The organism is Methyloversatilis discipulorum, from assembly GCF_018780585.1.
Taxonomy (GTDB): Bacteria; Pseudomonadota; Gammaproteobacteria; order Burkholderiales; family Rhodocyclaceae; genus Methyloversatilis; species Methyloversatilis discipulorum_B.
Genome location: NZ_JADMJL010000046.1, coordinates 10,027 through 31,589 on the forward strand (window position 1 = coordinate 10,027; position 21,563 = coordinate 31,589).

Below are 21,563 nucleotides of genomic sequence, written 5' to 3' on the forward strand. Positions count from 1 at the left end.
CGTTCCGGCCCGCCGCCGATCGTGACTGATGGCACTTCCGGCAGCGACAAGCCGCCGCCACCCCCTATCGGCCGCCGGTGCCGGTCCGGATAATCGCCGCGCACGTCCTCCGTCAGCCAGCCCCCTCGCCTCCGTCCATGCCCTTCGAAGCGCGCCACACCCGGAACGTCCTCGCGGCATGCGTCGTCTATACCGCGCTGATCCTGTGGGGCAGCCTCTACCCGTTCACCGGCTGGCGACCGACCGCCGACGCGCTGGCCTTTCTCGGCGTGTGGAACACGAAGGCGCTGTCGGCGCCCGATCTGGTCGTCAATGCCCTCATATACATACCGCTGGGCATCGGACTGCGCTGGCTGACGCGAAGCTGGCCGGCGTTGCTGTCGATCGCGCTGGCGACGGCCTTCGCCGCCGCCCTCAGTTTCGGGGTCGAAGCTGCGCAGGCGCATCTGCCGCAGCGGGTGCCCTCGCTGGCCGACTTCATCCTGAACACCGCCGGCGGGCTGGTCGGCGCCACGATCGCCGCACTGCTGACGCCGCGCTGGCGCCTGGTTGCGCGCCTGCAGGCCTGGCGCGCGCGCAGCTTCCAGCCGACGCGCGACGCCGATCTGGCCCTCGCGTCCATTGCCGGCTGGGCCCTGTCGCAGCTGTCGCCCTTCGTGCCCTCGCTCGACCTCGGCACTCTGCGCAACGGCCTCGCACCGCTGGCAGCCACGCTGGGCGATCCGGCCAGCTTCGATTTCGCGCGCATGGCCGGCTACGCGCTGGCACTGTTCGCCCTCGCGCTGCTGGCGCGCGACGCCCGCCAGCGCTCGGCGTCGCTGACGCGCTTTCTGTGGCTGTTCGTGCTGGCAGTGCTGCTGCTCAAGGTGGCGGTGATCAGTCGCCAGCTTTCGGCCGAAGCGCTGGCCGGCGCGGCGGCCGGCCTGCTGTGCGGGCTGGCACTGCCGCGCCGTCTCAAACCGGCGCGCCCGGCGCTGGCGGCGCTGGCCATGGTGCTGGCGCTGTCCATCGTCGAACTGACACCGGAGCCCGGCGCCTTGCGGCAGCTGAACTGGACGCCCTTCGTCGCCCACCTGAACAACCCGATGCAGGGGCTGAGTGTGCTGATCGACACCTTCTGGCCCTATGTCGCGCTGGCCGCGGCGCTGCACCGACTGTCCGGCGGCGGACGCGGCGCCGCCGCAGGCATCGTGCTCACCTGCGGCGGCCTTGCCTTAGGGCTGGAATGGATGCAGCAGTACGTGCCCGGCCGCACGCCCGACATCACCACGGTGGCGATGGCGCTGGCCGGCGCGGTGCTGACGGTCCGGCATCTGGCGCCGGCTGCCGGTGAAGCGCCGCGGCCGCGCTCACCGGTGCGCCCGCGACTGGCGTTCACGCTGGTCGCCGCACTGCTGCTGAGCAGCGCCAGCGCGGTGTGGTCGCTCGCACGCACGCCGCCGCCGACCGTACTCGCCTCCGCGCGCAGCAAACCGACGCTGCCGCTGCCCGAGGAACTGCAGGTGCCCGCCCTGCCCGGCTTCCGTCACGCGCATCCGCGCCTGCCCTACCCGTCGTTCGGCGATATCGCCCGCCTGCGCGCCGACAATCCGGACTACATCGCTCAGCTCGTCAAGCGCGCAAAGGGCGGCAGCGGCGATCTGAGCGCAGCGATAGAGGCGGCGGTGCTGGCGCCGGAGACCCAGGATGTGCGTGTCATCGTCGAGCGCGTCGTACGGATGAAGCCCAACTGGCGCGGCCACGCGCAGACCAAGCCGATCGCCCAGGTCTACGACTGGCTACACGACCGCGTACCGCCCGATCTGATGCCGAAGCTGAAGGACAAGGTGATCGAGGCCTGCAATCACCAGATCCGCGTCATCCGCCTGGAGGCGCTGTCGCCGTACAACGTCTATCTGTACAACGCGCCCTTCCAGGCGCTGATGGCCTGCGCGCTGTCCATCCACGGCGACGATCCGCGCGCGGCGCCGGTGATGGCCTTCACCTACGACTACTGGATCAACCGCGTGCTGCCGGTGTGGCGACAGATCGGCGGACGCAACGGCGGCTGGCACGAAGGCAACGAATACGTCGGCATCGGCATCGGTCAGGCCATCTACCAGGTGCCGGCCATGTGGCGATCGGCCACCGGCGAGGATCTGTTCCGGCAGGAGCCGGCGCTGCGCGGCTTCCTCGATTTCCTGGTCATGCGCCAGCTGCCGGACGGCAGCAGCGTCAAGATCGGCGACGGCCGTTTCGGCCGCCGCGCAGTGGACGACGCGCTGGCGCTGGCACTCGAATACCGCCACGCCGCCGCCTACACGCTGTACGGCAAGCCCGATCGCAAGCCGGCCCCGACCTCCTGGCCCTGGGGTCCACTCACCGACCCCACGCTGTACTCGCCGGTCGCCGTGCAGGCACAGCCGCTCACCCATTACGCTGACGGCCTGGGCTGGCTGCTCATCCGCAGCAGTTGGCGCGACGACGCCACCCATCTGAGCTTCAAGGCGGGCGACAACTACTGGTCGCACAGCCATCTCGACCAGGGCAGCTTCACGCTCTACAAAGGCGCGCCGCTGGCCCTGGACAGCGGCTGCTACTGCGGCTACGGCACCGACCACCATCTGAACTACCACTACCAGACCATCGCCCACAACACGCTGACGGTGACCGATCCGGCCGACACGCTGCCGATGCCGGCGCGCCAGAACAAGAAGCCGCGCACCATCGCCAACGACGGCGGCCAGCGCCGCGTCGGTTCCGGCTGGGACCTGCACGCCGCGCCGATGGATATCGAAGACTGGCGCGGCAAGTACGACGACTTCCACACCGGACGCATGGTGCGTGTAGTCGAGCAGGACGGCCTGCTGATCGCGCTGGCCGACATCACCGCCGCCTACACCAGCGCGCAGACCGGCGCCCACAGCTTCCATCACCGCACGCGGCGGGTCGAGCGTGCCTGGCGCATCTTCGTCTATGACCGCGCGGCCGACATGCTGGTGGTGCAGGACACGCTGGAATCGACGCGCGCCGAATTCGCCAAGCGCTGGCTGCTGCACAGCGCCGAGGCGCCACGCATCGACGGCCGGCGCTTCGTGATCGAACGCGCGCCGGTGATGCAGGTCGCCGGCCTGCCGCGGCTGGAGGGCGAGGTGCTCTACCCGCGCGACGCGCGCATCGTGCCGATCGGCGGCAAGGGCTTCGAGTTCTTCGTCGACGGCCGCAATTTCGACGAGAACGGCACGCTGGCCGCCAATATCGCGCGCGGCCCGTCCGACCTCGAACCGGGCGCCTGGCGGCTGGAAATCTCGCCCGCCGCGCCGGCACTCGAAGACCGCTTCCTGGTCGTGCTGCGCCCGGGTCTGGGCGCACTGCCGCCGATGGACGCCACGGTGGTCGAACAGCCGGACGGCATCGTCGCCGACATCACGCTGCCCGGCCGCCGGCTGGCGCTGCGTTACCCGCACGACCGACTGGCGGTCGAGGCGACCGTCACGCTGACTGACGGCAGCCGCCGCACACTCACCGTCGAGGGCGAAGGCACGCGCGCGCCGGCCGCTGGATGGATAGATCAACTTCGCGCCTGGGTATCCCGATGAACAGAGGATGGACGGCCGCGCTCGGTCCGGCGGCATGGATTGCACTGGCCCTGCTGGCCTGCTTCGAACTGGCGCTGCACAGCGACGCGGTACTGCAACGCTACCGCGCCGTGTTCGCGGTCGGTCGCGCCACCGACAAGATCGATTTTGTCGAGCACGCCCGGCCGTCGCTGCTGGTGCTCGGCAACAGCCGCGCCGACAACGGCATCGCGCCCGACGCCCTGCTCGCCGCGGCCGGATCGCCGAGCGGTGTGCGCGCCTTCAACCTCGGCATGCCGGGGGCCAACGCACTGGTGCTGCACGGCGTGGCCGACCGCCTGCTCGAAGCCGGCGCCCGACCCAGTGACGTACTGATCACGCTGGACGAAACGCTGTTCCAGCACGAGGACTCGCTCGGCTACTACGGCTTTCTCGCCGAGCGCGAAGCACTGCTCGACGGTGGCTTCCATGCCGAACTGTTCGGCTCGCTGCTGCGCACCTGGTATTACAGCGGCAATCTGCGGCAACTGCGCGAACCGGACAAACTGCTGCGTTTCGCCGAGGCGACGGTCGGCGAAGTCGAACCGGTGGGCGGCAGCGCCGCGCAGACCATGGGTTACCGCGCCGGCTTCAAGGGCCGCTTCCAGAACCGCGAACAGCTGATGGCGCAGGAGGCGGGCACGCGTGCGCCACCCGATCCGCGCATGGTCGATGCGATGCACAGGCTGGTCGATCGCCTGGTCAAGGCAGGCGTGCGCGTACACCTGATCGCCACGCCGCTGTTCGGCCGCGAATCGGCCTTCGGCCCCGGCGCCGCAGCCGGCCCCTACGCCAGCGTCACACCGGCGCTGGAAGCGCTCGGCGCGCGCTGGCTCCAGGTCGATGTACCCGCACTCGAACCCGACCACTTCGCCGACCCCGGTCACCTGAACGACGGCGGCGCCCGGCTGTACAGCGCCGCTCTGGGCCAAGCCTGGCGCAAGGACGCTGCACGATGATCTTCAGCCAACCCGTCTTCTTCGTCTTCCTCGCTGCGCTGCTGGCGATCTACGGCCTGTGCCGCACGCAGCCGCAACGCGCGGTCGTGCTGCTGGCCGGCAGCCTCATCTTCTATGCCTCGTGGAAGCCGGCCTACCTCATCCTGCTGGTACTGTCGGTCAGCATCAACTACCTGTTCTACAGCGCGCTGTCGCGCACGCGCAGCAAGCGCACGCTGGTGATCGCGCTGGTGCTCAATCTGGCGCTGCTCGGCGGCATCAAGTACCTGGGCATGCTGATCGACACGGCGATCGCCGTCGCCACCTTCGCCGGCCACGCCGACACCGGGCTGGACAGCGGCTGGACGCACTGGGCGCTGCCGCTGGGCATCAGCTTCTATACCTTCCACATGCTGTCGGTGATGATCGACGTGTACCGCGGCGAATGGACCACGCGCATTTCCTTCCGCTCGTGGTGGCTTTACATCAGCTTCTTCCCGCACATGGTGGCCGGTCCCATCCTGCGCGCCTCCGAACTGGTCGAGCAGCTGGAGCGCCTCGGGCCGCTGCAGGCGCGTGACCTCAAGGTCGGTGCGCTCATCTTCATGGGCGGGCTGATCAAGAAGATCCTATTTGCCGACAACTTCGCCGGCCTCGCCGACGAACTGTGGGCCGATCCATCGCGGCTGGATACCGCTACCGCCTGGCTGGCGGTGACCGCCTTCGCGCTGCAGATCTACTTCGACTTCTCCGGCTACAGCGAAATGGCGATCGGTCTGGCGCGCGGCTTCGGCGTCGATCTGCCGCGCAATTTCCGCTACCCCTACATCAGCCGCAGCCCGCAGGAATTCTGGCAGCGCTGGCACATCACGCTGTCGCGCTGGCTGCGCGACTACCTCTATGTGTCGCTCGGCGGCAACCGCGCCGGCTACGCACGCACGCTGGCCAACCTGATGATCACCATGGTGCTCGGCGGCCTGTGGCACGGTGCCGCCTGGACCTTCGTGATCTGGGGTTTCCTGCACGGCGCCTGGCTGGTGGCGCACCGCGTCGTCCAGCCCTGGCTGCCGAAGCCGCGGGCGCCGGCCGGGCAGATCGCCTACGCCGTGCTCGCCTGGGGCTGCAGCATGGCCGTGGTCTGGGTCACCTGGGTGTTCTTCCGCGCCGCATCGACCACACAAGCCTTCGACATCTGCGCGCGCATGGCCGGGCTGGCCGGCAGCGACGCCAGTCCGCCGGTGGTGCGCAGCTATGTCTGGCTGCTGACCGCGCTCACCTGCGTGCTGGTGCTGCTGGAGTCGCGCATCGTCAGCGCCTGCGCCAGCGGCCTCGACCGCTGGTCGCGGGTGACCCCGCTGCTGCGCGGTGGCGTCTATGCGGCCGCGATACTGTGTGTGGTAATTTTCGGCGGCAGTACGCAGCGTTTCATCTATTTCGACTTCTGATCCGTGAGCGACATCCAGCGCTACCCCGATTCCCCGCGCAGCGAAATGCAGCGCTTCGTGCCCGCCGGCGCGCGCCGGCTGCTCGACGTCGGCTGCCACACCGGCGCCTTCGGCCACGCGCTGAAACAGGTGCGCGACATCGAGGTATGGGGCATCGAGCCGGCCGCCGACGCCGCGGCGCTGGCAGCGACCCGGCTCGACCGTGTGCTCGTCGAGCCGATGGCGGCCGGCTGCGCGCTGCCGGACGCCCACTTCGACGCCATCGTGTTCAACGACGTGCTCGAGCACATGGAAGCGCCGTGGCAGACGCTGGAACTGGCGCAGCGCTGGCTGGCGCCGGACGGCGTCGTCATCATTTCGTTGCCCAATCTGCTGCACGTCGATAACGTCGCGCACATGCTGCTCGAACGCGACTTCCGCTACGAAGGCCGCGGCGTGCGCGACCGCACCCACCTGCGCTTTTTCACCCGCAAGAGCGCGCTGCGCATGATCGAGGACTGCGGCTACCGGATCGACGCGGTCGAAGGCATCAACGAATCGTGGTGGTCGCCGTCACCGCTGCGCCGCCTCGCCTTCCGCCTGTTCGATCGCTGGCTGGCCGAATTCAAGCCGCAGCAGTTCGCCTTCGTGGCGCGACCGCAACGCTGAGCCACCATGGCTGCGCCGTCGATCAGCGTCGTCATGCCGGTGTTCAACGGCGCAGCACATCTGGCCGAAGCCCTCGATTCGGTGCTCGCCCAGACTTTGCCGCCTGCGCGCGTCGTCGTCGTCGATGACGGCTCGACCGATGGCAGCGCTGCGCTGCTGCAGCGCTACGGCGACCGGATCACGCTCGTGTCGCAGACCAATCACGGCCAGGCGCACGCACGTCGCACCGGCGCCAACGCTGCCGGCGGCGAACTGATCGCCTTCATCGACCAGGACGACGTGTGGGACGTCGACAAGCTGGCGCGCCAGGTCGACCTGATGCAGCGCTTTCCGGAAGCCGGCGCCACCTACTGCGATCACCGGCGCATCGACGCCGACGGCAAGCTGCTGGCCGCCACCGGCTCGGGCTACGGCCTGCGCGGCAGCGGCCGCATCCTCGACGGGCTGCTGCGCGGCAACTTCATTCTCAGTGCCTCGCTGGTGATGGTCCGCCGCAGCGCCTACGAGGCGGCCGGCGGCTTCCTGCCACAGCGCGGCTTCTGGGCCGACGACTACAGCCTGTGGCTGCGCACGGCCGCACACGCCCCCATCCTCTATCAGGCGGAAACGCTGGTGAGCTACCGCCAGCACGCCAACAACACCTCGGGCGACCGCTACGAGCAGGCGCGCGGCGACATCCAGGCGCTGCAGGAACTGTGCGCCCATCTGCGCGCAGCAGACATGACCGGGGCACTGCCGGCCGCCCGGCGTGCCCTGCGCGACGCCTACATCGGCACCGCGATGCTGGCGCGACAGCGTGGCGAGTGGCGGCAGGCGCTGCGCCATCGTGTCGCGGCCTGGCGGACATGAGCGCGATCACGGACAGCACGGCACCGCGCGTGTCGGTGGTGGTGCCGACGCACAACCGGCCCGCGCTGCTGTGCGAAGCGCTCGCCTCGATCGCCGCGCAGACCTGCACTGACTGGGAGGTGGTGGTGGTCGACGACGGCTCGACACCGCCGATCGATGCCTCTGCGCTGGAAGCCGTCGTCAACGGGCGGCTGCGTCTGGTCCGCCACGACCAGCCGCGCGGCGTCGCTGCTGCGCGCAACAGCGGCTTCGCCGCTGCCCGCGGAGAACTGATCGCCCAGCTGGACGACGACGACAGGCTGGCGCCGGAAGCCCTGTCCGCCGCCACACAGGCGCTGCGCAACGCCGACGTGGCCTTTATCGGCGTAGACGCGTTCGGCGACGAGGCAGAAGACGTCAATCTGCGACAGCGGAGCGCGACACGACGAACGCTGCGCCTCGCGAGCGCCCGCGCCGGAGACGACGAATGCGTCATCACCTTCGATGGTCGCTTGTTTGCGGCGCTGCTGCTCGGCGTGCCGGCTGCATTCCAGCATCCGGTTTTCCGGCGCACCGCCCTGGATGCGGTCAGCCCAATGTGCAACGACCACTGGCCCGAATCGGCCTGGGCGCTCGAGGCGGCAGCACGTGGGCTGCGCTGCGTGCTGGTCGATCGGCCGCTCTACCAGTGGCGGCGTGACGGTCAGAGCTATTTCTCACAGGCCGCGCTGGCCAGCCGCATGCACGAGCACGACGTGGAAATGAAACGCGCGCTGTTCGAGCGGCTGCAGCCGGTGTTGCAAGCCGAACATCGCCGGCTGCTCGGGCGTGCGCTGGGCAACGCCCTGTTCGACCGCTGCTGGGCGACGCAGGGTGCCGCGCCCGGATTCTGGCGAGATTTCCTCCGTTCGCTGCGCCTGGCACCGCGGGCAGGCCATCTGGCGCTGCTGCTCAGGCGGCTGCGCGCCGACTGAGAACGCTTACTCGGCTGCTGCAGGCGCCGGCTCAGCCGCGGGAGCAGTCGTCGTCGCGCCCGGCTCCGCTGCGGACGCCGACTCGGCGGCCGGCGCCGCTTCCGGAGCCGCTGCGCCCTCTGCGGCCGGCGGCGCTTCCGCCGGCTTGGGCTTGGGAACGGGCACCACCTCGATCGCCGCCGGCTTGATTCCCGCGGCACGCATCTCGGCGATGCGCAGGTCTATCTTCTTGTTCTCGCCGCAGTACTCACTCGCCTGCATGAGCACCGACAGCGCATCCGACTTCTTGCCCGCCTGGTAGTACATGTCGCTCATCGCGACCCAGGCGTCGACCAGCTTGGGATTGAGCTTGAGCGCCTCGTAGAACTTCTGCCGTGCAATGTCGTACTCCCCGCGGAGCTGGTGGCCGCGGCCGAGATTCACGTAGGCGTCCGGTCGCAGATAGAAGGTTCTTTCCGTGCTGTCGATGATGTAGTTGAAGTTGCCGACCACCGCATTGGCCATGAACTCGCGCTGCTGCTTGTTGTTCAGATTCGCGTAAGCCAGATTCAGCGCCTTCAGCCCGAAACAGAAGTGGTGGATGTGCAGGTAGTTCTTGGGGCCCAGTCGCTGCGTCCAGTAATCCACAAGTTCCTTCGGCTCGCGTTCGATGCGTGCGCGACAGAACGGCGGATACAGCGCAAAGTCCTGCTCCGTCCAGTTGGTGGTCTCATTTCTGCGCGCTGAGACATCTGCAGCGAACACGAACAGCGGGAGCATGCAGACGAGGAGGTGCCTGCTGCGGGAGGATGGGGATCGCAGGATCGACGAAAGCATGCAAGGTCTCTCCGGTGGGTCAGAAGGTCGAACAGTAGAGCACGCGAAGCGTCCCGCGAACAGCGACGCAGCTAACGCTTGGCTTCAGACCGGCAACGCTGGCCTGCGCCACGGCGTGACAGGGTGTGCAAGGCATCGGCCCTGTCTGATGCGATACTTTCGCGATCACTCCCGCCGCAGAGGCGGATCTTCCGGAACCTGCCCCTTCATTCGCCCGCATGGCCGCCAGTCACAGCTTCAGACACAGCGTCGGTTGGCTCTTCCTGGGCAACACCAGCATCCAGATACTCACCTTCGCCTTCGGCATCGTGCTGGCGCGCCTGCTCGCGCCGGCCGAATTCGGCATGCTGGTGACGATACAGGTGTTTACCGGTCTGGCCGGCTTCGTCTCCGGCGGCGGCATGGGTCAGGCGCTGGTGCGCGCCAAGGAGGCCACGAAGCACGACTACGACGTGGTGTTCACGCTGCAGCTGCTGATCGGTATCGCCATCTACGCGGTGTTCTTCTGCGCCGCCCCATGGTTCGCCCGCTGGTACGACACGCCGCTGTACGAGCAGCTGCTGCGCGTGTCGGCGCTCACCTTCATCACGCGACCGCTGGTCAATCTGCCGAACAGCATCCTGCACCGGGAAATGCGCTTCAAGGCGCAGACCGTCGCCCGCGTCATCACGCTGTTCGTGGCCAGTGGCACCAGCATCGGGCTGGCCTTTGCCGGCTGGAGCGTGTGGAGCCTGGTGCTCGGCGGCATGGCGGGATCGATCGCCAATGCCACCGCCCTGGCATTCATTGCGCGCTGGCGGCCCGGCCTGAGCTTCGAGTTCGCACGCGGTCGAGAACTGGCGCGCTACGGTTTTCTGGTGTCGGTGAACGACATCGTCGTGTATCTGCGCAACCAGGCGTCGAACTTCGTGCTCGGCCGCACGCTCGGCATGAGCGCGGTCGGTCTGTTCAACAAGTCCGACAGCCTGGTGCGCATGCCCAATATGTTCATCGTCGGCTCGGTCTATCAGGTGCTGTTCCGCGCTCTGGCGCGGGAGCAGCACGACGACGCGAAGTCGCGTCACATGTTCCTGCACAGCATCCGGCTGGTCGCCGTGTACGCGGCGCCGTTCTATGTGCTGCTGCACCTGCTGTCGGCGCCGATGATGAACGTGCTGTACGGCGCGCGCTGGATCGAAGCCGCCGGGCCGCTGTCGCTGCTGGCCATCGCCAGCCCCTTCCTGATGATCGCCAACCTGTGCGGGGCGGTACTGGCCGCACGCAACTGGCTGCACCGCGAACTGAAGGTGCAGATCGCGCTGCTGCTGCTGACCGGCGGCGCCACGCTGGCTGGCCTCGAGTACGGACTGAACGGCGTCGCGGCGGCGCTGATCGCGGTCGCCGTCTATAACGCCACGCATATGTACTGGCTGGCTTCGCGCTGCCTCGGCACCCGCTGGCGCGAACTGTTCGGCGCGCTGACGCCGGCGCTGCTGCTGGCCGTCCTGATGGTCGCCGTTGCACTGCCGCTCGAGCACTACGCGCGCAATCTGCCGGAACTGCTGCACCTGATCGTCGTCGGCGGCTGCAGCGCGGCCGTCTACGGCTTGTGCTTTCTCTTCCTGCCGATCGGAGCGCTTGCCGGCGAGCGGCAGAAATGGAAGGCGAAGATCCCCTTCCTGCGTGCGGAGCCGCGCAAATGAGCGATCCGGTCTCGCGCCTGCTGCTGCGCCGGGCCGGCGGGCACGGCCCCGTCATGCTGATGTACCACTCGGTGGCTGCGGGAAGCGGCCGGCCGGACTGGCCGTGGGCGGTGTCGATGCAGCAGTTCCGCGCGCAGATGGACATCCTGCAGGCAGGTGGCTGGGCGACGCCGACCATGGGCGAACTGCTGGCCGAGCCATTGCGCTGGCAGGGCCGGGTCGCCGTCATCACCTTCGACGACGGCTATGCGGACAATCTGGCCGCCTTCGATCTGCTGCGCGAACGGCAGATGCGTGCCACCTGCTTCATCGTGACCGGTTCGATCGGTGAAGCGCCAGGCTGGAGCTCGACGAACCGCCCTCCGCTGACGCTGCTCGACCGCGCGCAATTGCGTGCTCTCGCGGAATCGGGCATCGAGATCGGCTCGCACACGGTGAATCACGTCCGCCTGCCGGCGCTCGACGACGACGCATTGGCGAACGAGTTGCGCAATTCACGCGCAGCGCTGGAAGACATCACCGGCGCGCAGGTGCGCAGCTTCGCCTACCCCTACGGCGCCTGGGACGCACGCTGTGCCGCGGCCGTACGCGACGCGGGTTATGCCGGCGCCTGCACCACGCGCACCGGCTGGGCGCTGCGCGACGGCGACCCCTACAGCCTGCGCCGCCTGACGCTGTACAACTCGGACAACAGCGGCAGCTTCATGCGCAAGCTGGCGGCCGGCGCCAACGACGTAGGCTGGCCGGCGACGATGCGCCGGCTTCTGCATAGAAAAGGCTGAGCCGGGATGCTGTTCAACGCGTGGGAATTCCTGCTTGTGTTCCTGCCGTTGAGCTTCTCCGATTTCTTCCTGCTTGCACGCGCAAACCGCCGCATCGCCGCGGGCTGGCTGTTCATCGCCTCGCTCGCCTTCTACGGCTGGTGGGAGCCGATACACGTCCTGCTGCTGCTCGCCTCGATCGCCTTCAATTTCACGGTCGGTTCAGCGATTTCGTCGGCGCACGCGGCCGGCGCGTTGGCACGCGCAAAGCGTCTGCTGTGGCTGGGCATCGTCGCCGACCTGGCGCTGCTGGGCTGGTTCAAGTACGCGAACTTCGTCGTGAACAGCGCGAACGCGGTCGGCGACTTCGGCTGGCAGCTCGAACACATCGTGCTGCCGCTGGGCGTGTCCTTCTTCACCTTCACTCAGATCGCCTTCCTGGTCGACGCCTTCCGCGGCGAAGTGAAGGAACGCAACCCGATCCACTACGGCCTGTTCGTGACCTGGTTCCCGCACCTGATCGCCGGGCCGGTGCTGCATCACAAGGAAATGATGCCGCAGTTCGCCGCCGCGGCGACCTACCGCTTCAGCTGGGAGAACGTCGCCGTCGGCGGCACGATGTTCGTCATCGGGCTGTTCAAGAAGGTGGTGCTGGCCGACGGCGTCGCGGTCTTCGTCGCTCCTGTGTTCTCGGCCGCTGGCAATGGCGTGCAGCCCGGCATCATCGAGGCCTGGTGTGGTGCACTGGCCTACACGCTGCAGCTCTACTTCGACTTTTCCGGATACTCCGACATGGCGATCGGCCTGTCGCGCATGTTCGGCGTGCGCCTGCCGCTGAATTTCGATTCGCCTTACAAGGCGGCCAACATGATCGAGTTCTGGCGGCGCTGGCACATGACGCTGTCGCGCTTCCTGCGCGATTACCTGTACTTCGCGCTGGGCGGCAACCGGCGCGGGCCGCTGCGCCGCTACATCAACCTGCTGCTCACCATGGTGCTGGGCGGCCTGTGGCACGGGGCCGGCTGGACCTTCGTCGTCTGGGGTGCGCTGCACGGGGCCTATCTGTGCGTGAACCATGGCTGGCGCGCGCTGCGTGCGCGCGTCGTTGTGCGCCCGGCCGGCAGCGCCGAGCGCCTCGCCGGCGCGGCGCTCACCTTCGTCGCCGTGGTGCTGGCCTGGGTGTTCTTCCGCGCCAGCGACTTCGACGCCGCCTGGCGGCTGATCGACGCGATGCGCGGCCAGGCCGCATTGCAGGTGCCGGCCAACTGGCCGCTGGCCTGGCAAGTCACCGCCGCGCTGAACGCGGTCGGTCTGAGCGCGACACAGGGGGTGCCGGTCACCGCCTTCGACCCGTCCGGTCGCGCGCCTCTCTGGATCGCCGGCCTGCTTGCCATCGTCTGGCTGGCACCGAATTCGCAGCAGATCATGGCGCGCTTCGAGCCCGCGCTCGAACGCGTACAGGCGTCGAGGCTGGCCTGGCGACCGACCCGGCTGACGGCGATCTGCGCCGGCTGCGCCTTCGGTTTCGCGCTGCTGCATCTGAACCGCGTCAGCGAGTTTCTCTACTTCCAGTTCTGACGCACATGAGCCGACCGGTCGTCTCCTTCCGCCGCTACATGGCCCTGACGGCACTCAGTGCGGCGGCGGTCTGCGCCATCGCTTTCGCGGTCAACGCAGTGGTCGATCCGCTGTGGCATTTCGGCGGCAACCGCTTCAGCGGCGTCAATCCGCACTTCAACGAGCGCCTGTCCAAGATCAACCTGCTGCAGCGCCGGATGGCCGATTACGACTGCGTGATCTTCGGCAGTTCGCGCGGCACGCTGATGCCGGGTGACGCCTTCGCGCCGCACCGCTGCTTCAACCTGTCCTTCGCCAGCGGGCAGATCGAGGAATTCGTCGCCTACGCCGACTACCTGCGCCACCTCGGCATGCGACCGAAACTGGTGGTTGTTGGCGTCGATGGCTTCAACTTCCTGCGCGAAGGGCGCGATCCGCCGTCGATTCCGGACTTCGTCCGTGAGTTGCGCCCACCGCCCGGCGTGCTGGTGGACTACCTGTCGGCCGGCAGCCTTGCGCTGTCCTGGCAGGCGCTGACCCAGCCCGGCACGCCGCGCTATTACGACCGCAACTTCGACTGTGTCATCCGCGCCGACGCCCCCGCCTTCGACCCGGCGCGCTTCCGCAGCGCGGAAGGCCTGCAGCGCAACGACGCCCGGCGCCGCCAGTCGATTCCGTTCGACAGCGCCAACGCGCGTCTGTATGGCGAACTGACGAAGCGCTTTCCGGACGCCCGCGTACTCGCCTACGTGCCGCCGGTCAGTGCCTGGCGCATCGACGAAATGGAGCGCCACGGCCTGCTCGACGGCTATCTCGACGCGCTGTACGCGACCGCCCGGCACTTCCCGCGCCTGATCGACTTCTCGCTGCCCGGCGAGCAGACGGCGCGAACCGACAACACCTACGACGGTTCGCACTATGCGGTGGCGGTGAATCGGGACATGGCGGCACAACTGATGTCGGACCGGGCGCCTGCCTGGGGCGTCGACGTCACCGCCGCGGGCCGTGACGTATACCAGAGCCGTTATCGGCAAGCGCTGCTAGCATTCCGGGACGCTCAAGAGTTTCGCGCATCCGCCCACCTACCGTGACCGCCGCCGTCCGACCGTCCTTCGCCCCTTCCGCAACCCTGCCGCCTCCAGTCCTGCGGAGCAACGCGGCGTGACGCCTGCCATCTCCATCGTCATGCCGTGCTACAACGGCGCCCGCCACCTCGCGCAGAGCGTGGCCAGCGTACAGGCGCAGACGCGCGGCGACTGGGAACTGATCATCGTCGACGACGGCTCGCGCGACGACTCCTGGCAGCTGATGCAGGCGCTGGCCGCCGCCGACCCGCGCATCGTGCCGCTGCAACAGGCAAACGCCGGCGCCGCCGCGGCGCGCAATACCGGGCTGGCGCAGGCGCGCGGCCGTCTGCTGGCCTTTCTCGATTCCGACGACACCTGGCGCCCGGAATTTCTCGAACGCATGTCGGCTGCGCTGGCCGGCCGCGAGGACGAAGCGCTCGCCTACTGCGGCTGGCAGAACATCGGCGTCGGCCGCGAGGGCAGCAAGCCCTTCGTGCCGCCCGAATACGAAACGCCGGACAAGATCGAGAAACTGCTCGGCGGCTGCCGCTGGCCCATCCATGGCGCCATGCTCGGCATGGCGGCCATCCGCCGCCACGGCGCCTTCGACACCGCGCTCAGTTCGTGCATGGATTACGACCTTTGGCTGCGCCTGGGCAGCGTAATGCCTCTGGTCCGTGTGCCGGAGGTGCTGGCCTTCTACCACTTCCACGACGGCGAGCAGATCACCAAGAACCGCTCGCGCATCGCCTTCAACCACCTGCGTGCGCAGCGCAAGTTTCTCGCTGCGCACCCGGACATCGCGCAACGGCTCGGCCGACGGCGCGTCCGGGCCTTGACCAGCGGCGAGCTGCTGCACCGCGGCTACGTCAGTTACTGGAAGGGCGACACGGAGACTGCCCGCTCGTTGTTCAGGGCAGTCATGGCCAGCGGCTACGGCCGCCCGAAGGACTGGCTCTACATGCTGCCGGCGCTGCTGCCGCTGCCCCTGCATCGCGCGCTGCTGCGCGCCATGCGCGGCGACCGGGCGGGCAAACAACAGGGATGACTGCATGATCAGCTTCGCCTTCTGCACCTACAACCGCGCCGATCGCCTCGATGCGCTGGTCGCCGCGATGCGCGCCCAGCAGGCAGACGTTCCGTTCGAAATCCTGGTGGTGAACAACAACAGCAGCGACGACACGCTGGCCGTGCTGGAGAAGCTGGCAGCCCAGCCCGGTGCGCCCTTGCGCTACGTGACCGAATCGACGCAGGGCATCGTGCCTGCGCGCAACCGCGCACTCGCCGAAGCGATGGACAGCAACATCCTCATCTTCATGGACGACGACGAACTGCCGCATCCGGGGCTGGTCGCTGCGGCTCACCATGCAATCGCCGTCGAAGGTGCGCAGTGCGCAGGCGGCCGCGTCGAGGTGAGCTTCGCGCCGGGGCAGCGTCCGCACTGGCTTGAGGACGACCTGCTCGGCTTTCTGGCAGAAGTGAACCATGGCCCGGACGCGTTCTGGATCAAGGACGATACGACACCGGTGTGGACCGCCAACGTTGCCTACGACATGCGCATCTTCCGTGACGACCCGACGCTGCGCTTCGACAAGCGCTTCGACCGGATCGGCAACGTGATCGGTGGCGGCTCGGACGCCATCATGTTCCGCGCCCTGCTCGAACGTAAACTCAGGCTGCGCTACCGGCCGGACATGGTGGTCGACCATTTCGTCGAGACCTGGCGCCTGAAGCGCAGTTACTTCATGCGCCTGCACTACCGTGGCGGCCTGCGCTTCGGCGAGCACCGGATGCCGCGTGCCGGGCGCGAGCTGCTCGGCGTGCCGCCCTTCCTCGTGCGTCAGCTGGTGTCGCATACCGGCCAATGGCTGAAGATGATGCTGACCGGTCAGCGCGGCACGCTGCGCCAGGGCATGAATGTGGCCCACACCTTTGGCGCGCTGCGCGGTTACCGCCGGCGTGGCCGCAGCGCGACGACGGCGCCGGGCGCGGTCGCCTGACCTGCCCGCCATTGCAATGCACACGCTGACGGTACTGATCTGCACCCACGACAGGCGTGAACTGCTGTCGCGGGCACTGGCGTCGCTCGATGCCTGCCGCCTCCCGGCGAACTGGGACGTGCGCATACGCGTCATGGCCAACGCCTGTTCCGACGACACCCTGGACTGGCTGGCAAAGCGTCAACACGGCATCCCACTGGACTTCGACCACGAGCCCCGCCCGGGAAAGTCGAATGCACTGAACCGCGCACTGCCCGGCATCACCACCGACTGCGTCACCTTCGTCGACGACGACCACCGGGTGGACGCCGGGTATATCGAAGCCGTCTGCGCCGCCTTCGACCGCCACCCGGAAGCGGACCTGCTGTGCGGCCGCATCCTGCCCGACTGGGATGGCAGCGAGCCGGACTGGGCGCGTGACACCGGTCCCTACCGTGTCTATCCGTTGCCGGTGCCGCGCTTCGATCTCGGCGACGACTGTATCGAAGTCCCCATCGGCAAGGCGATTCCCGGCGGCGGCAATCTCGCCGTACGCAGCGCCTGGCTCGCACGCATCGGCAGCTTCTCGACCGAACTGGGCCCGCAGGGGCACAACCTCGGCGGCGCAGAGGACATCGAATGGGTCAAGCGCGGCCTCGCTCTCGGCGCACGCCTGATCTACGCACCCGACATGGTGCAGTATCACTTCGTCGATGGCGCACGGCTGCGCACCGGCTACGTCGTGCGCAAGGCTTTCATCCGCTCGTCCTCGGTCGCCCAGGTCGATGGCGTGCGCCCGGCCGCCTACATGGTGCGCAAGGCCCTCGGCTATTTCGGCTCGGCCGCCACGTCGCTGACGGCCAACCGCCGCCGCCACTACCTCGTGCGCCTGGCCGCCTCCCTGGGCGAGCTGCACGGCGCACTGAAGAATCGCTGAACGGACCTCGATGCTGAACAAACTGGCCAAGCTGCGCGATCCGGACATCGTCGCCAAGAACATCGTCGAACTGCAGCGTGATGCGCGCGGCCTGTGGTGGGATCTGACCCGCCCGACGCCGCAGCCGCCGGTCTTCCTGGTCGGCTGTTCGCGTTCCGGCACCACGGTCACCTTCGAAACCATCGGCGCGTCGAAACAGCTGGTGAACCTCGGTTTCGAAATCCCGCAGTTCTGGAACGAGCTGTACGGTCCGCTCAACAACGGCTGGCATTCGGAAGCCGCCGGCGCCGAACACGCGAAGCCGGAACACCGCGACGCCGCGCTGCGCTTCTTCTACCGCCGGCTCGGCGGCGGCCGCGTGCTCGACAAGACCTGCATCAACGTGATGCGCATCGGCTATCTGCACGCGCTGTTCCCGGAGGCGAAGTTCGTCTTCATCCAGCGCGACGGCCGCGACAACATCAGTTCGATGATCGACGGCTGGCGCCTCGGCCGCACCGACGGCGACTTCCATCTGTCGCAGTTCCTCGGCGACTTCCCGGAGCCGGTGGCGATCAACGGCGGCGAGTACACCGACTGGGCCTTCTTCCTCGCCCCCGGCTGGCAGGCCTACAACCACGCGCCGATCGAGGAGGTGTGCGCCTTCCAGTGGATCAGCGCCAACCAGCTGGCGCTCGACGCCGCCGCCGCGCTGCCGGCCGACCGCTGGATACACCTGCGCTACGAGGACCTGTTCGAGCGGCCGGTCGACATGTTCCGCGACGTCTATGCGCGGCTCGACCTCGACTTCACGCCGGACATCGAACAGCGCTGCCGCACGCTGGACCAGCGCCCGACCAGCATCGTCAAGGGCAAGCCGGCGAAGGCAAAGTGGAAGCAGCAGAACCCGGAACTGATCGAGCGCATCCTCGACCGCATCGCGCCGATGCAGACCCGTCTCGGCTACGACACCGGCGCATGAGCGGCCCGCGCGTCAGCGTCGTTGTCCCCGCGTACAACGCGGCCTGGTGTGTCGCCCGCGCCATCGACTCGGTGCTGGCGCAGACCGCTCGTGACTTCGAGCTGATTGTCGTCAATGACGGCTCGACCGACGACACCGCTGCAGTACTGGCCAGCTACGGCGATCGCATCCGCGTCGTGACACAGCAGAACGCCGGGCTGTCCGCCGCGCGCAACGCCGGCATCGCCGCCGCGACCGGCGACTGGGTGGCCTTTCTCGACGCCGACGACTGGTGGCTACCGGGCAAGCTCGCCGCGCAGCTGGACTTGGTCGACGCGCAGACCGACATCGGTTTCTGCTCAACCGCGGCGCTGATCGTCGATCCAGAAGGCAGGCAGGTCGGCACCTGGGAAGACAGCGGCGCGTACGGCGACATCCTGCGCGACATCTTCGCCACCAACGCCACCGTCGCCGGCAGCGGCTCCGCCGTGATGGCGCGGCGCACGCTGTTCGCGCAGACCGGAGGTTTCGACACCACCTTGCGCAGCCTCGAAGACATTGACATGTGGATGCGCCTCGCCGCCATCACCCGTTTCGGCTGCGTGCGTGAGGCACAGGTGTGCATCCTGCGGGCACCGGGCAGCATGAGTCGCAATCGCGAAGTGATGCGCAACAGCGCGCTGCAGGTGATGAACAAGAACCGAGATCTGCTGCCACCCCCGGACCGTGGCGCGTTCTGGCGCACCGCCATGGCCGGCGTGCTGGCCGACTACGCCAAGTGGCGCTACCGCGACGGTGAGCGCGCGGCCGCGCTGCGCGATCTTGCGCAGGCCTTCGCGCTGGCGCCGCTGGCGCGCGGCCGCCTCATCCTGTCATTGGCGCTGGCCATGCTGACCGGCCGCCCGGTCTGACGCAGCGATGCTGAGCGTCGTCATCCCGGCGCACAACGCGGCCCGCTGGATCGCCGACGCGATCGCCAGCGTGCAGTCCCAGCCACTCTCGTCGGCACCGGACATCGTCGTCGTCGCCAACCACTGCAGCGACGACACCGCGGACATCGCCCGCGCGGCCGGCGCGCGCGTCATCGACAGCCCGGCGCCCGGACCCGCCGCCGCGCGCAATGCCGGTGTGGCCGCGGGCCGCGGCGAATTCATCGCCTTCCTCGACGCCGACGACCTGTGGCCGGCCAACAGTCTGCCCGCGCGGCTCGCGCTGCTGGAGGCGACGCCCGATGCGGCGATGGTGTTCGGCGATTGCCGTCAGTTCGACGACGTCGGCGACGGCACGACTCGGCCGCACGCACGAACGCTGTTCGAACAGGGCGGCCTGGGTGCGGACTTCTTCGGCGACGCCAATCGCGTCGTCGATCCGCTGGACAAGCTGCTCGATGCCGACTTCGTCACCACCGGCGGCGTCGTGATGCGTCGCGACGCCTTCGAGGCACTTCGCGGTTTCGACACCTCGCTCGCACTGGTCGAGGATCTCGACCTGTGGCTGCGCTGCGCCGCGCGTTTTCCGCTGCTGTGGCATCCGGGCCTGGCGCTGCTGCGCCGCCGTCATGACAGCAATCTGTCGCGCGACACCACGGCGATGCAGCGCGCCTACATCGACGTGCTTGGCCGCCTCGCGCAGTGGCCCCAGGCGCAGCACCTTGCGGCGCGCATCGACGCGCTGCGCCGGCGCGAACTGCGCTCGCTGGCGCGGCAATCCCTGTCTGCCGGTCACCCGCTGACCGCGCTGCGTCAGTGGCTCAGGGCGGTATCGACATGAACGCGACGGCGCACGGACATTTCGATCCACGCAGCGGCCAACTGACGCTATCGCCGGGATGGTTCCGGCCGCCAGCGGCAGCGGCCGATCTGCATCTCGCCGGCGAGCTGTTCCGCGGCGAAACGCTGAACGACCCGCTGCGTGACGGCGTCGCGCCGGACGCCGATGGCCGCTACGCGCTGGCCGCCTGCGACAGCGCGCAACGCCGCCTGCTGCTGGCGCGCGACCCGGCCGGCTCGGTATCGCTGTTCTGGCACCGCGACGCGCAGGGCTGCCTGCATTTCGCCACGGGGCTCGACACCCTGCTCGCACAGTTGCCGACCCGGCCCGGCATCTCGGCACGCGGGCTCGACGAGTTCCTGCGCTTCCTCGACATCGCTGCACCGAACACCATCCACGACGGCGTTTACGCGCTCGAAGCCGGCGCCGCGCTGGTGTTCGACAGCAGCGGCGTGCGTGCGCTGCCGCATGCGGCAGCGCCGCCCTTGCCGGCCGACTATGACGCAGCCTGCGACGAAGTCCATGCCCGCCTGCTGGCCGCCATCGCGCGCCGGCTGGACGGCGCGCACGCGCCGGCCGCCTTCCTCAGCGGCGGCGTCGATTCGGCCCTGCTGTGTGCGCTGGCGAAGGACGGCGGTCACGCGATCGAAGCGTGGTCGGTCGGCTTCGACGACGCGACACTGGACGAATCCGCCACCGCGGCGCGCATCGCCGCCCACCTCGGCCTGCGCCACCATGTGCTGCGCCCCGATCTCGACGCGCTGGAAGCCGTGTTCGAGCGGGCGCACGCGCACGCCGAACAGCCCTACTGCGACCCGGCCGGCATGCCGACGCGGCTGCTGTACGAGGCGTGCGCGCAGCAGTCCGACCGCGCGCTGGACGGCACGGGTGCCGAGGCGCTGGCCGGACTGATGCCGGCGCGCTGGCGGCGCATCGCGCACGATCACGTGGCCCGCATCCCGGCGCCGCTGCGCCGCGCCATCGCCGGCACCTTGCAGGCACTGCCGCTGATCGGCGGCTACGCGCGGATGTTCCGCTTCGACGTGGCGCAGGACCTGTTCATCCGCTGGAACGGCTTCAACGCCACCGACATCGCCCGCCTGACCGGTCGCGCAGCCGATCTGTCGGGCACCCGCTTTTATCGTGAGCACGCGGCGCTGGCCGGCCGTTCGCATCTGCAGCGCCTGTCGGTGCTGCAGGGCGAGGCGCAGCCGGACGACCGCATCCGCCAGGCCGCGCTGGCGACCGGCTTGCGCATCGAACACCCTTTTGGCGCCGCCGACGTCAGCCGCCTGCTGCAGGCGATGCCGGAAGCGTGGTGCTGGCAGGCCGGACGCGAAAAGCGCCTGCTGCGCGACCTGCTGGCGCGGCATGTGCCCGAAGCCATCTGGGATACACCGAAGCGCGGCTTCAATATCGACCTCGTCGCGCTGTTGCGCGGCCACGACCATAGACTGGTGCGACGCCACCTGGGCGACACTGCCGCCATCGAGCGAACCGGTCTCGATCCGGCGGAAGTGGTCCGCTGGCGAGATCGCTTCATCGCCGGAGACACGCGCGCTGCCCACCGCGTATGGGGGCTGATCAACCTCGCGGCGTGGCGGGCGCGGCACGACAGCTGACCG

At 68.7% G+C, this 21,563-nt stretch carries 18 protein-coding genes; 17 read left to right on the plus strand and 1 reads right to left on the minus strand.

The features are described 5' to 3' along the window. Nucleotides 1-137: 137 nt before the first annotated feature. Genes IV112_RS17915 through IV112_RS17940 form a run of 6 tightly spaced genes read left to right on the plus strand, consistent with a single transcriptional unit; the run spans nt 138 to nt 8,429 of the window. A complete protein-coding gene (locus tag IV112_RS17915; protein ID WP_304005790.1) occupies nt 138-3,578 on the plus strand; it encodes a VanZ family protein in 3,441 nt (1,146 codons plus the stop codon). Further along, a complete protein-coding gene (locus IV112_RS17920) occupies nt 3,575-4,555 on the plus strand; it encodes a hypothetical protein (protein WP_304005792.1) in 981 nt (326 codons plus the stop codon). The genes IV112_RS17915 and IV112_RS17920 overlap by 4 nt, the downstream gene beginning before the upstream one ends. Then, nucleotides 4,552-5,979: an MBOAT family O-acyltransferase gene (locus IV112_RS17925; protein WP_304005794.1), complete on the plus strand. Its 1,428-nt coding sequence runs from the start codon at nt 4,552-4,554 to the stop codon at nt 5,977-5,979. Before IV112_RS17920 ends, IV112_RS17925 begins: the two co-directional genes overlap by 4 nt. A gap of 3 nt (nt 5,980-5,982) precedes the next feature. Next, nucleotides 5,983-6,627: a class I SAM-dependent methyltransferase gene (locus tag IV112_RS17930; protein ID WP_304005796.1), complete on the plus strand. Its 645-nt coding sequence runs from the start codon at nt 5,983-5,985 to the stop codon at nt 6,625-6,627. A 6-nt stretch (nt 6,628-6,633) separates the two neighbouring features. Further along, nucleotides 6,634-7,476: a glycosyltransferase gene (locus IV112_RS17935; RefSeq protein WP_304005798.1), complete on the plus strand. Its 843-nt coding sequence runs from the start codon at nt 6,634-6,636 to the stop codon at nt 7,474-7,476. Further along, nucleotides 7,473-8,429: a glycosyltransferase family 2 protein gene (locus tag IV112_RS17940; protein ID WP_304005799.1), complete on the plus strand. Its 957-nt coding sequence runs from the start codon at nt 7,473-7,475 to the stop codon at nt 8,427-8,429. The genes IV112_RS17935 and IV112_RS17940 overlap by 4 nt, the downstream gene beginning before the upstream one ends. 6 nt (nt 8,430-8,435) lie before the next feature. Here IV112_RS17940 and IV112_RS17945 read toward each other — a convergent pair whose 3' ends face one another. Continuing rightward, nucleotides 8,436-9,188: a tetratricopeptide repeat protein gene (locus tag IV112_RS17945; protein WP_304005801.1), complete on the minus strand. Its 753-nt coding sequence runs from the start codon at nt 9,186-9,188 to the stop codon at nt 8,436-8,438. A gap of 275 nt (nt 9,189-9,463) precedes the next feature. Here IV112_RS17945 and IV112_RS17950 point away from each other — a divergent pair, with 275 nt between their 5' ends. The 11 genes from IV112_RS17950 to IV112_RS18000 all read left to right on the plus strand — a co-directional run bounded on the left by IV112_RS17950 (nt 9,464) and on the right by IV112_RS18000 (nt 21,560). Next, nucleotides 9,464-10,927: a lipopolysaccharide biosynthesis protein gene (locus IV112_RS17950; protein ID WP_304005803.1), complete on the plus strand. Its 1,464-nt coding sequence runs from the start codon at nt 9,464-9,466 to the stop codon at nt 10,925-10,927. Next, on the plus strand, nt 10,924-11,709 hold the full coding sequence (locus IV112_RS17955) for a polysaccharide deacetylase family protein (RefSeq protein ID WP_304005805.1): 786 nt from the start codon (nt 10,924-10,926) through the stop codon (nt 11,707-11,709). The genes IV112_RS17950 and IV112_RS17955 overlap by 4 nt, the downstream gene beginning before the upstream one ends. A gap of 6 nt (nt 11,710-11,715) precedes the next feature. After that, complete coding sequence (locus IV112_RS17960) at nt 11,716-13,266, plus strand: MBOAT family O-acyltransferase (RefSeq protein ID WP_304005807.1); 1,551 nt, start codon at nt 11,716-11,718, stop codon at nt 13,264-13,266. Between the two features lie 5 nt (nt 13,267-13,271). Beyond that, a complete protein-coding gene (locus tag IV112_RS17965; RefSeq protein WP_304005808.1) occupies nt 13,272-14,336 on the plus strand; it encodes a hypothetical protein in 1,065 nt (354 codons plus the stop codon). Nucleotides 14,337-14,406: 70 nt separating this feature from the next. Then, entirely contained in the window at nt 14,407-15,360 is a 954-nt protein-coding gene (locus IV112_RS17970) for a glycosyltransferase family 2 protein (RefSeq protein ID WP_304005810.1), read from the plus strand. Between the two features lie 4 nt (nt 15,361-15,364). After that, nucleotides 15,365-16,312 carry a glycosyltransferase family A protein gene (locus tag IV112_RS17975; protein ID WP_304005811.1) on the plus strand — a complete coding sequence of 316 codons (948 nt, stop codon included), beginning with the start codon at nt 15,365-15,367 and terminating at the stop codon, nt 16,310-16,312. A 16-nt stretch (nt 16,313-16,328) separates the two neighbouring features. Then, nucleotides 16,329-17,228: a glycosyltransferase family 2 protein gene (locus tag IV112_RS17980; protein WP_304005813.1), complete on the plus strand. Its 900-nt coding sequence runs from the start codon at nt 16,329-16,331 to the stop codon at nt 17,226-17,228. A gap of 10 nt (nt 17,229-17,238) precedes the next feature. Beyond that, a complete protein-coding gene (locus IV112_RS17985; protein WP_304005815.1) occupies nt 17,239-18,189 on the plus strand; it encodes a sulfotransferase family protein in 951 nt (316 codons plus the stop codon). Then, nucleotides 18,186-19,079 carry a glycosyltransferase family 2 protein gene (locus tag IV112_RS17990; protein ID WP_304005816.1) on the plus strand — a complete coding sequence of 298 codons (894 nt, stop codon included), beginning with the start codon at nt 18,186-18,188 and terminating at the stop codon, nt 19,077-19,079. The genes IV112_RS17985 and IV112_RS17990 overlap by 4 nt, the downstream gene beginning before the upstream one ends. 7 nt (nt 19,080-19,086) lie before the next feature. Next, on the plus strand, nt 19,087-19,938 hold the full coding sequence (locus IV112_RS17995) for a glycosyltransferase family 2 protein (RefSeq protein WP_304005818.1): 852 nt from the start codon (nt 19,087-19,089) through the stop codon (nt 19,936-19,938). Beyond that, the gene (locus IV112_RS18000; RefSeq protein WP_304005819.1) at nt 19,935-21,560 is read left to right on the plus strand and encodes an asparagine synthetase B family protein; all 1,626 of its coding nucleotides are present in this window, start codon (nt 19,935-19,937) and stop codon (nt 21,558-21,560) included. Before IV112_RS17995 ends, IV112_RS18000 begins: the two co-directional genes overlap by 4 nt. Nucleotides 21,561-21,563 lie beyond the last annotated feature (3 nt).

What these genes read in the sequence shown, in the direction of transcription:
- IV112_RS17980 (WP_304005813.1), top strand. Translation starts at nt 16,329, where the DNA reads ATGCACACGCTGACGGTACTGATCTGCACCCACGACAGGCGTGAACTG.
- IV112_RS17925 (WP_304005794.1), top strand. Translation starts at nt 4,552, where the DNA reads ATGATCTTCAGCCAACCCGTCTTCTTCGTCTTCCTCGCTGCGCTGCTG.
- IV112_RS18000 (WP_304005819.1), top strand. Translation starts at nt 19,935, where the DNA reads ATGAACGCGACGGCGCACGGACATTTCGATCCACGCAGCGGCCAACTG.
- IV112_RS17920 (WP_304005792.1), top strand. Translation starts at nt 3,575, where the DNA reads ATGAACAGAGGATGGACGGCCGCGCTCGGTCCGGCGGCATGGATTGCA.
- IV112_RS17990 (WP_304005816.1), top strand. Translation starts at nt 18,186, where the DNA reads ATGAGCGGCCCGCGCGTCAGCGTCGTTGTCCCCGCGTACAACGCGGCC.
- IV112_RS17965 (WP_304005808.1), top strand. Translation starts at nt 13,272, where the DNA reads ATGAGCCGACCGGTCGTCTCCTTCCGCCGCTACATGGCCCTGACGGCA.
- IV112_RS17975 (WP_304005811.1), top strand. Translation starts at nt 15,365, where the DNA reads ATGATCAGCTTCGCCTTCTGCACCTACAACCGCGCCGATCGCCTCGAT.
- IV112_RS17955 (WP_304005805.1), top strand. Translation starts at nt 10,924, where the DNA reads ATGAGCGATCCGGTCTCGCGCCTGCTGCTGCGCCGGGCCGGCGGGCAC.
- IV112_RS17995 (WP_304005818.1), top strand. Translation starts at nt 19,087, where the DNA reads ATGCTGAGCGTCGTCATCCCGGCGCACAACGCGGCCCGCTGGATCGCC.
- IV112_RS17945 (WP_304005801.1), bottom strand. Translation starts at nt 9,188, where the DNA reads ATGCTCCCGCTGTTCGTGTTCGCTGCAGATGTCTCAGCGCGCAGAAAT.
- IV112_RS17960 (WP_304005807.1), top strand. Translation starts at nt 11,716, where the DNA reads ATGCTGTTCAACGCGTGGGAATTCCTGCTTGTGTTCCTGCCGTTGAGC.
- IV112_RS17940 (WP_304005799.1), top strand. Translation starts at nt 7,473, where the DNA reads ATGAGCGCGATCACGGACAGCACGGCACCGCGCGTGTCGGTGGTGGTG.
- IV112_RS17985 (WP_304005815.1), top strand. Translation starts at nt 17,239, where the DNA reads ATGCTGAACAAACTGGCCAAGCTGCGCGATCCGGACATCGTCGCCAAG.
- IV112_RS17915 (WP_304005790.1), top strand. Translation starts at nt 138, where the DNA reads ATGCCCTTCGAAGCGCGCCACACCCGGAACGTCCTCGCGGCATGCGTC.
- IV112_RS17935 (WP_304005798.1), top strand. Translation starts at nt 6,634, where the DNA reads ATGGCTGCGCCGTCGATCAGCGTCGTCATGCCGGTGTTCAACGGCGCA.
- IV112_RS17950 (WP_304005803.1), top strand. Translation starts at nt 9,464, where the DNA reads ATGGCCGCCAGTCACAGCTTCAGACACAGCGTCGGTTGGCTCTTCCTG.